At 37.1% G+C, this 10,169-nt stretch carries 10 protein-coding genes; 7 read left to right on the plus strand and 3 right to left on the minus strand.

The window, feature by feature from the left end; all coding sequences use genetic code 11:
* The first annotated feature begins 39 nt into the window (after positions 1–39).
* Positions 40–891, plus strand: coding sequence for a hypothetical protein (locus tag ACYVFA_RS15045; protein ID WP_460472664.1), 852 nt, complete (start codon positions 40–42; stop codon positions 889–891).
* Between the two features lie 117 nt (positions 892–1,008).
* Here ACYVFA_RS15045 and ACYVFA_RS15050 read toward each other — a convergent pair whose 3' ends face one another.
* On the minus strand, positions 1,009–2,205 hold the full coding sequence (locus ACYVFA_RS15050; RefSeq protein WP_460472665.1) for an MFS transporter: 1,197 nt from the start codon (positions 2,203–2,205) through the stop codon (positions 1,009–1,011).
* A 91-nt stretch (positions 2,206–2,296) separates the two neighbouring features.
* On the opposite strand from ACYVFA_RS15050, the gene ACYVFA_RS15055 reads away from it, so the two are divergent.
* Positions 2,297–3,259, plus strand: a complete 963-nt coding sequence (locus tag ACYVFA_RS15055; protein WP_460472666.1) for a helix-turn-helix domain-containing protein — start codon at positions 2,297–2,299, stop codon at positions 3,257–3,259.
* A gap of 99 nt (positions 3,260–3,358) precedes the next feature.
* Here the strand turns inward: ACYVFA_RS15055 and ACYVFA_RS15060 are convergent, their stop codons facing one another.
* The gene (locus ACYVFA_RS15060; RefSeq protein WP_460472667.1) at positions 3,359–3,502 is read right to left on the minus strand and encodes a hypothetical protein; all 144 of its coding nucleotides are present in this window, start codon (positions 3,500–3,502) and stop codon (positions 3,359–3,361) included.
* 200 nt (positions 3,503–3,702) lie between these two features.
* Between ACYVFA_RS15060 and hisS the strand changes: the two genes are divergently transcribed.
* From hisS to ACYVFA_RS15075, 3 genes are read left to right on the plus strand one after another with little or no spacing between them, the layout of a single operon-like run.
* Positions 3,703–5,064 carry a histidine--tRNA ligase gene (gene hisS, locus ACYVFA_RS15065; protein ID WP_460472668.1) on the plus strand — a complete coding sequence of 454 codons (1,362 nt, stop codon included), beginning with the start codon at positions 3,703–3,705 and terminating at the stop codon, positions 5,062–5,064.
* 4 nt (positions 5,065–5,068) lie between these two features.
* On the plus strand, positions 5,069–6,106 hold the full coding sequence (gene mltG, locus ACYVFA_RS15070) for an endolytic transglycosylase MltG (protein WP_460472669.1): 1,038 nt from the start codon (positions 5,069–5,071) through the stop codon (positions 6,104–6,106).
* Positions 6,106–6,513: an acyl-CoA thioesterase gene (locus tag ACYVFA_RS15075; protein ID WP_460472670.1), complete on the plus strand. Its 408-nt coding sequence runs from the start codon at positions 6,106–6,108 to the stop codon at positions 6,511–6,513. The genes mltG and ACYVFA_RS15075 overlap by 1 nt, the downstream gene beginning before the upstream one ends.
* A 120-nt stretch (positions 6,514–6,633) precedes the next feature.
* Here the strand turns inward: ACYVFA_RS15075 and ACYVFA_RS15080 are convergent, their stop codons facing one another.
* The gene (locus tag ACYVFA_RS15080; protein ID WP_460472671.1) at positions 6,634–7,392 is read right to left on the minus strand and encodes a biotin--[acetyl-CoA-carboxylase] ligase; all 759 of its coding nucleotides are present in this window, start codon (positions 7,390–7,392) and stop codon (positions 6,634–6,636) included.
* A 155-nt stretch (positions 7,393–7,547) separates the two neighbouring features.
* Between ACYVFA_RS15080 and rsfS the strand changes: the two genes are divergently transcribed.
* Both rsfS and ftsH read left to right on the plus strand, forming a co-directional pair.
* Entirely contained in the window at positions 7,548–7,958 is a 411-nt protein-coding gene (gene rsfS, locus ACYVFA_RS15085; protein WP_460472672.1) for an RsfS/YbeB/iojap family protein, read from the plus strand.
* 95 nt (positions 7,959–8,053) lie between these two features.
* The gene (gene ftsH / locus ACYVFA_RS15090; RefSeq protein WP_460472673.1) at positions 8,054–10,099 is read left to right on the plus strand and encodes an ATP-dependent metallopeptidase FtsH/Yme1/Tma family protein; all 2,046 of its coding nucleotides are present in this window, start codon (positions 8,054–8,056) and stop codon (positions 10,097–10,099) included.
* Positions 10,100–10,169 lie beyond the last annotated feature (70 nt).

Genomic DNA, 10,169 nt, shown 5'->3' on the forward strand with positions numbered 1-10,169 from the left:
ATACTGTTGTATTAATCAGATTAAGTGATTTTGCTTCTAATGAAATTACCTGAATCTGAATTAAAAAACATTCAGCAAAGAAAGACCCTTGTTGCGGTTGATCTAGGCGAATGTTCTGAAAAAATTATCTCTTATATCTTTCTCCTCTCAAGAGATATTCTGACCGAATACACTATATTTTATTGTCTGGAAGGAAAAAATACCAAAAAACAGGCAGAACAATGCATCGAGCAGATTTTAACTCAAGCGCGCAATTATCTGAATAAAACCGTTCAGAGTACTATTAAAATTCATATTGTTCAGGATAATCTAGTTGAAGAATTACAGCTTTTGCATGCCAAAGAAAATTTTGATACCATTGTCATGGGCACAACCAATAGCAGTGGCTCATGGCAGATGGGAAAAAACGCTCGGGCCATTCTGACGAACCTCTCCGCAGGTATTATAGCCGTTCCTCCTACAACTGAATTATCTTTTCCAAGTAATGTGAGTATTCTGATCGAAAAAGTAGATGAGTCCTGTTTTGATTTCTTTAATGCTTTCCATGAATTTGTTTCTCATTATGGTATGTTTCTGAATTTCGTGCTATTTGCCAAAGACAAACAAGCGTTAGAAGAAGAACGAAAACTGATTGAAGTGTATCAGAATTTTTTTGACTCTGTTATTACTTTTAATTTTATAGTAGAACAAGAACAAACCTACCTTAACTTCCTGAAATATGTAGAAGATATTCATTGTGACTCTGCCGTAATGGTCTGGTGTGAAGGTACAACTGCTCAGCAATCAACACATCAGGATGGTACGATTTATTGCAGCCCCAAAATGCCAATCCTATATATTAAGCGAAACAGCCGAATAAACCAGAAAGAAATAGGTTTTAGCAATACTTAAAACCAGAATAGGATGCTCAGGAGCGTCTCTTTCGATTTTATAGCACGAATTGTTTTTCAGATAAGTACAAATCAGGATTTGTTTACACCGCATACAATTAAGCTATTTCTCTCCATTTTAAGAAGCGCTGGTTTGAGACACTAATTTAGCATACAGCAAAGCTGCTACCAATATACTTAACACAGCAATAGTATAAAGTGCACCAGGACTATAAAAATATACAGCAGCCGCAACTAGTGGAATAATCATATTATTAGCCGACTGTAAACTCTGGTTTACCCCTTGCAATTTACCCTGCTTGCTTTCATCAACCGACTGCGATAGTTTCCCATTATAGGTTGGGTCAAATAAACCTTCGCCACAAATGATGAAAATAACTGCCAGAGAAATAATTACTGCCGAATGTATATACAGGCTCATCACAATTAATCCTAAACCAATAGCAAGGTCAATTAAGCCAACGATAGCAATATTTTTTTCACTGATATATTTCAACAACATCGGCAATAACAAGGCTCGTGAAAGAATCTCACAAATCCCTACGAGTGTAAGCAGACTGCCAATAAAGACTGGTTTCCATTGATATACATCTTTCAGAAAAAGGGTAAAATTAAACTGGAAAATACCCAGACCTATATAAAAAAGTATACCAGGTATAAGCAGAAGTTTTATTGCTTTTAAGCTCAATATGTCTTTGAAATGCGAGAAAGTATTAAAGCTACTAAGCGTCAGAAGCTTTGTTCGCTTTTCAGGAGCAAGAGATTCAGGCAAGAGAAAATACACTGCCAGGCCAGAAATGAATATCAATCCTGCCGTAATAAAGAAAGGTAACTCAATGGCTATACCTCCCAATAAACCACCTAAGGCAGGGCCACCGATTTTTCCAATGCCCATTGCTGAACCGATAAAGCCAAACCACTTCGTCCGTTCTTTAGGCTCAGTACTATCCGAGATATAGGCAAACAAGATACTGATATTTCCGGCTGTAAGCCCATCAATTATGCGTCCCAAAAACAGTATCCAGAGTGAACCACCTATACCAAACAAAATATAGCCGATGACAGATCCCAACAGGCTGATAAGCAAAATGTTTTTGCGTCCATACTTATCACTCAATGCCCCAAAAACCGGAGCAGCAAAAAAAGTACAGGCAGCAAAAACAGACATCAGCGCGCTCATCCCTACAACTACCTGTTCGGATGGAAGGTATTTGCCCACTAAAAAAGGGAGTAATGGCAACACTATCGATAAACCGATTGAGTTCAGCATCACAATCCCCACAATAATCCACAAAGCAATTTTATTCGTTTTCATTTCTTTCTATTTGATTAACGATGCAAAATTACTTGATGCTTTAGAGGTAAAATATCTATATTAGTCTTGAAAATAGTCGTAAAAGACTTTTATGGAAAGAAATAAACAACAAAGCATACCCAATGTACTGAAAACGCTTGCTCAGGCATTGGGGACGGAACTAAAGAACAGAAAATTAGAAATTCCTGAAAAATTTGGTAGGGGGTATTGTTCCGGATTTATTTTTAATGAGAATATCCGGATGCTCATTTGCAATTATGAGCTAAATCAAGATGTAGTAATTGATAACCCTGAAATTAATAGAGGAAAGAGAACCATATTTTTTAAGTTTCAGAATATTTTTCCAGATATAGAAATTGAATCAGATAAAAAGCATTTAAAGCCTACCCCATCTGTTTTAATTGCAACTAGTCGGATTAGTACCGATGATGTGATCGCCATTCATTCAAATACTGCCGTTATCAATATAGAAGTGAATGCCGATTATCTGAGTGGACTTTTTGCATTATCAGAGAAATCTCCTGTTCTGCAAAGCCTATTTGAAAACACGCAACCCTTATTGTTCGAACAAATCATTTATCCATCTCTTCAAAAAATTGTTGATGAGATAATAATTGAACGGGTGGATGAAACTTTTGAGCTGTTTTTTCTACGTATAAAAGCAGAGGAATTAATTTGCAGATTATTAATGAAACTGCAGAAACGAGACGAAAAACATCTTTATGCTTTGAATAATCAGGATATCCAGATTATTTATGAGGTGAAAGAAAGGTTACTCGAACATTTGGAAACACCACCAGTAATCAAAGATCTGTCAGATTTCGCTAGCATGAGTCCATCAAAGCTCAAACGGATATTCAAGCAGATATTCGGCAATAGTATTTTTAGTTATTATCAGGAATTCAGAATAAAAGAGGCAGCCCGCCTGTTGAAAGAAGAAAAATTATCTGTTTCAGATGTAGGGTATCAAATGGGCTTTACCAATTTGAGTCATTTTTCGAGAATTTTTGAAGAGCACATAGGCATGAAACCTAAACAATACAGCAGATCTTAAAATATATACTCAACTATTTTGTTTATCATCAATCACAAAAAATGGTCGAAAGTGATTTCGACCATCTAATTTAATTTCTTACGCAAGAATCAATATGAATTATTTTGCGAATTCTGCTTTCAATGCTTCAGCATCAACCGCTTGAATATCTGTTTTTAAAGATAAACGTTTGATTTCAGCTATTCTGTTTTTTGCAACCGCTTGATTTCTTTTTGCTTTACGTTTTAATCTTGTTACTGCCATTGTTTTACGTATTTTATTCTCTAACACCCTGCGAAAAGGGTCGAGAGGTATTTAAAAGATTATATTTTAAAATCGTCCATTGGGACTATGATTCCAAATCAGGGTGCAAAGTTAAGAAATTCAATTCACATTTAACAATTAACAATAAATTTTTTACGCTAATTTTGTGGCAGAATTATTTATACGCAATTAATAGACAAATGAGTAAACCTGGTTTAGTTAGAGGAACACGCGATTTTGGGCCATCAGTGATGGTAAAAAGAAACTTTATATTTGATACAATCAAACATACATTTCAAAAATTCGGATTTCAACCTTTAGAAACCCCAAGCCTTGAAACCCTGAATGTATTGATGGGAAAATATGGGGATGAAGGTGACCAATTGCTTTTCAAGGTTCTGAATTCAGGTGATTTCTCTAAAGATTTATCGCAGACAGATTTAGACCAAGGCTATAAAAAACTGACACATAAAATTTCAGAAAAAGGTTTACGTTATGATTTAACCGTGCCGTTTGCGCGCTACGTGGTAATGAATCGTAACGAATTGGCTATTCCTTTTAAACGTTATCAGATACAACCCGTTTGGCGTGCTGACCGTCCACAAAAAGGTCGCTATCGTGAGTTTTATCAATGTGATGCTGATGTAGTAGGAACAGATTCTTTGATTTGTGAGGCTGAAATTGTATTGATGTTACACGAAATTTTCCAGAATCTGGGTGTAAACGACTTCACGATAAAAATCAATAATCGTAAGATTTTAACAGGTATTGCCGAGATTATTGGGATGAAAGGAAGTGAGGTGCCTTTGACAGTAGCCATTGACAAACTGGATAAAATAGGAAAAGAAAAAGTAGAGGATGAATTGCGCGAAAGAGGTTTTTCTGATGAAGTAATTGAAAAACTACAACCGATTTTTAATCTACAAGGAGGTACAGCAGAAGTAGTAAGTGGTCTGAAAATTTGGCTAAAGGATTCTGAAACAGGCTCAAAAGGTATTGAAGAAATAGAAAAAGTGTGGAGCCTTGTAGATGCTTTTGGTTTGCAAAGCCCTAAAATACAATTGGATATTACCTTAGCCCGTGGATTAAGTTATTATACCGGAGCTATTTTTGAAGTAAAAGCCAATGGCGTACAAATGGGAAGTATCTCTGGTGGCGGACGTTACGATAATTTAACAGGAACTTTCGGCTTGCCGGGCTTGTCGGGTGTGGGTATCTCTCTGGGAGTTGACCGCATCTACGATGTAATGGAAGAATTAGGCTTATTTGTTGATAATCAGGGAGTTATTACTCAGGTGTTGATCACAAATTTTGATGCAGAAGCAGAGGCTTATTCGTTGCCATTGCTGAAAAAACTGCGTGATGCAGGTATTAATGCCGAGATTTATCCTGACCACGCCAAGTTAAGAAAACAATTTGAGTATGCCGACCGTAAAAAAATTCCGTATGTTTGCGTGGTTGGTTCAGAAGAAATGTCGACAGGTGAATTGACCCTGAAAAACATGCAATCAGGCGAACAAACCAAACATACCTTAGAAAGTATTATACAAAATTTGAAATAGCGTTATGCTTAAAAACAGAAAACTCATTGCCTACACACTCGTAATTGTAACAACCATTGTTGCAACCTTATCCTTTTATTTCTGGCAGGTATCTAGCAGTGACAACCTGAATGTAAAGGGCGAAAAAACATTTGTATTGTATATCCCGACTGGTGGAACTTACAAGAACGTGGTAGATTCACTGCATAAATATAAAATGATTCATGATGAAATCTCGTTTCAGTTTTTATCAAAATGGATGAAATATCCAGAAGAAGTAAAGCCAGGTCGTTATGAAATCAAACCAAATTCAGCTAATAAAGAGATTCTCTCAAAACTAAAAAGAGGACAACAAGACGATGTCAGATTGACCTTTAATAATATCCGTCTGAAATCTGATTTGATTAAGAAAATAGGTAGTCGATTTGAGTTTAGCAATGAAGCATTATTAGAAAAACTGAAAGACAAAGAAACCTGTGCCAAGTATGGTTTTGATACCACTACTATTATGTGTATGTTTTTGCCTAATACCTATTTTGTGCGTTGGACAACCACACCTGATAAGTTTCTGGACAGAATGCACGATGAGTACAAAAAATACTGGACACCCGAAAAACTACAAAAAGCAAAGTCAATCAACATGACTCCTGTTCAGGTAGCTATTATGGCATCGATTGTTCAGTCTGAAACGAATAAGAAAGACGAAATGCCTCGCGTGGCAGGGTCTTATATTAATCGTATCGCAATTGGTATGCCTTTACAAGCTGACCCTACGGTGAAATTTGCTGTAGGTGATTTCAGTATCAAACGAATCATGGAAAAACACTTGGCTATCAATTCTCCTTATAATACTTATCGTAATCAAGGTTTACCACCTGGCCCTATAGCTCTGCCAGAACCTGTGGCATTAGATGCAGTTTTGAATTATGAGCATCACAAGTATATTTATTTCTGTGCGAAAGAAGATTTTTCGGGTTATCATAATTTTGCTGAAACTTATAGTGAACACCTGAATTTTGCACATATTTATCAGGAAGCACTCAACAAAGCTAAAATTCATTAATGTATCAGTTTGACTGGCAGTATCGTATCCGCTATGCCGACATCGACCAGATGGGGTATATGTATTATGGCAATTATCCGCGTTTGTATGAAATCGGTCGGGTAGAAGCCCTTCGTTCATTAGGCTTGCGCTATCGTACATTAGAAGAAATGGGCGTTATGATGCCCGTGTATGAGTGTAAATCAAGATATATACAACCGGCAAAATATGATGATCTGGTAACCATCCGTGTTATTATTAAAGAAATACCACGCGCACGCATTGTTTTTTATTATGAAATATATAATGAAGAGAATGTACTGCTCAATACCGGAGAAACTACATTAGTATTCGTAAAAATGGCATCTAATCGCATCACTACTTGCCCGGATGAGATTCTGGATAGATTGAAGTCTTATTTTGAGTAAGTTGTCTGAACTTTGATTTACCTGATTTTCGTGATTACTAAAAAAATGAATCATGATTTAACTCTGAAAGTTGAATCAATTAAAAATCAGTTCAATCACAAAAATCAGGTAAATCAAAGTTCAGACAAAACTCACCTCCTTAAACCCAAAATACTGTATTCCTCCTTCTACTTCAATCATTAATTGTCCGCTATCAGCTATATCTACAATCTTACCTGAAAATTTACTGCCATCTCTGCTGAACATATTTGTTTCGCCGAAGCGATATAAATGTTGCAGATATTGTTTTTTCTGCCGAGCCGCATGGCCATTTTTCAATTGTAGATAATATTTTTCCAGGCATTCACATAATTCTTCAGTTAATTTTACCAGATCAAATTCATCATGTTGGGTAGCTAGTCTCAGCGAGGTTATTTTAAGACTACTAAAGCTTAACTGGTTGATATTCACTCCTATACCTATAATAGATGTACTCAGGCGACTGCCAGCAATTGTATTCTCTATCAGTATGCCAACCAACTTTTGGTTGCCTATGTACATATCATTGGGCCATTTGATATATAAATTTTCTGCAACATATTTGTTCAAAAATTCGTATACACCTAAAGAGACTGCTATATTCAATTTGAATTGTGATAGCGCGTTAAGGAAATCAGGTTTTAATATGACAGACATTGTGATATTTTGTCCGGGCAGTGTCTCCCAAATATTTCCTCGTTGCCCTCGTCCGGCAGTTTGGTCAGAAGTTATGACAACTGTGCCATCGAAAACTGTTCCGTTTTGAATTTTTTCGGCGGCAACATCGTTAGTTGAATGACAACTTGGCAGATAAATGAGATTTTTGCCAAGAATTAAAGTTTTGGGCTGAAAATTGTGCATTTTTTATTAATTTAGCGTTTAGACTATAAAATACTATTATATTATAGTAAATAATGCTTATATTTAGTTAGTAAACAGTACTATATTCTGAATTGTGCCGAAATTATACCTACCAAATGGCTTCGGAAACGGCATATTTCATGCAAAATTAAAAGATGGCAAAAAAAAATAAAGAACTTTCAGGTGAAGAATTAAGCCGCCTCGTTGTACATGGCATGTTAGAAAAAAAAGCGGCCAATATTGTGCTAATGGATTTGAGAAATGTAAAAAACGCAATTACTGATTTTTTCGTTATCTGTTCAGGGAACACCGATACACAAATTGATGCAATTGCTACTTCAATAGACGAAGAAATACACAAAGCTTCAGGAATACACCCTTGGCATCAGGAGGGAAAACAAAACAAAGAATGGATTTTGTTAGATTATGTAGATGTGGTTGCGCACGTTTTCAGAAAAGACCGTCGTAAATTTTACGATCTGGAGTCTCTATGGGGCGATGCTGAACTCACTGAAATTGCTGAAAGCATGGAACCAGAACCCCTTAAACAAATACTAATAGATTGATGTTTTAACATTCTGAACCTTTACAGTTTATGCAATTTTATGTAAAGGTTTTCTGTATTAATAAAAATTGCGTTAAACTTTGAAAAATAAAAAACATGGCAGAAAACAGTAACGACTCTCCAAGAAGAAAACCACAGAACAGTGGTGGAGGAGGTTTGCAGGGGTGGATTGTAGCGGCTATTATTATTGGTATTGTAGGATTTTTACTTTACTCAAAGCAAGCAACCCTTGCTGCGATTAAGTACAAAGATCTGGAGCAAATGATTTTGCAAAAAGATGTCCAAAGTGTAGCCGTAGTGGAAGGAAACAAATCCGTTGAAATCACCCTGACTAAAGAAGCACTCGGAAAACCTGAATATAGAAAAGAATTAGGTAATAACCGTTTTGTTAACGGAGGACCACACCTCAAAATAGATGTTGTATCGGTAGAGTCTTTCATGCGTGACTACACCGAATTTCTGAAAAACCCTCAGATTGATCCTAATTACCGAAACACACTTTATCCCGAAAGCATTGAACGTCAGGATATTATGACAATGGTGTGGCAACTATTGCCTTTCATTGTTGTGCTAGGCTTGATGTATTTCTTAATGAGCCGTATGGCAGGTGGCGGTGGCCCTGGTGGTGCTATATTCAACATCGGAAAATCAAGAGCTGCTCTATTTGATGCTGATAGTAAAGTGAAAATCACTTTCAGTGATGTAGCAGGTCTGGAAGAAGCCAAAGAAGAGCTACAGGAAATCGTTGATTTCTTGAAGACACCTAAAAAATATACCGAATTGGGAGGGAAAATCCCGAAAGGTGCCTTGTTAGTAGGCCCTCCGGGTACTGGTAAAACCTTATTGGCAAAAGCCGTAGCCGGCGAAGCCAGCGTGCCTTTCTTCTCATTATCAGGTTCTGATTTCGTTGAGATGTTCGTAGGGGTAGGGGCAGCACGTGTGCGTGACCTATTCAAACAAGCTAAAGAAAAAGCACCTTGTATCATCTTTATTGATGAGATTGATGCAGTAGGTCGTTCGCGTGGACGAGGTGCTATGCCGGGTGCAAACGATGAACGTGAGAATACCTTGAACTCATTGCTAGTAGAAATGGATGGCTTTGGTTCTGATGCAGGTATTATTATCCTTGCAGCTACTAACCGCCCTGATGTACTGGATTCTGCTTTGATGCGTCCAGGCCGTTTCGACCGTCAGATTAGCGTAGATACTCCAGATTTAGTTGGTCGTGAAGCTATCTTTAAGGTACACATGAGACCATTAAAACTGGCAGACTCAATAGATATTAAAAAATTAGCTGCACAAACCCCGGGTTTTGCAGGGGCAGAAATCGCCAACGTTTGTAATGAAGCAGCTCTATTAGCAGCCAGACGCGGTAAAAGTGCCATTGATATGACCGACTTCCACGATGCAATTGACCGTGAGATTGGTGGTTTAGAAAAGAAAAACAAGTTGATTTCGCCAGAAGAAAAAGAAATCGTTGCTTACCACGAAGCAGGCCACGCCGTAGCAGGTTGGTTCCTGGAACACGCTAATCCATTGGTTAAGGTAAGTATCGTACCTCGTGGTATTGCAGCTTTAGGCTATGCACAATATCTGCCAAAAGAACAGTACTTGTATCGCACAGAACAGCTTTTCGACGAAATGTGTATGACACTTGGTGGTCGTGCTGCAGAAGACGTAGTTTTTGGTAAAATCTCAACAGGTGCCCTAAGCGACCTTGAAAGAGTAACCAAAAGTGCTTATGGTATGACAACCGTCTATGGTATGAACGACCGCATTGGAAACGTATCTTTCTACGATTCTAAAGGACAAGGTGAGTACTCGTTTACCAAACCTTATTCAGAAGAAACAGCGAAGATTATTGACGAAGAAGTGAAGAAACTCATTGAGTCGGCTTACACTCGTACAAGAGCCATGTTGGTTGAAAAACGTGAAGAATTAGAGAAAATCGCTCAGGAGTTGTTGAAAAAAGAAATCATTTATCAGTCTGACTTAGTAGAATTGATTGGTAAAAGACCTTTTGAAAAACTAACCAACTATCAGGAATTTATGGATAGCGACAGCGATAACCATATTAAAGAGAAAGAAGAGAAGGAGAAAAAGAGCGGTAAAAACGAAAAGAAAGTAGAAGAAAACGTTTAATATCTGCATTTGACTAGTCCTAAAAAAACGATACAGGGTAATAGATATTAAAGGTACATTTTTTAAGTAG

Source organism: Emticicia fontis, assembly GCF_054779675.1.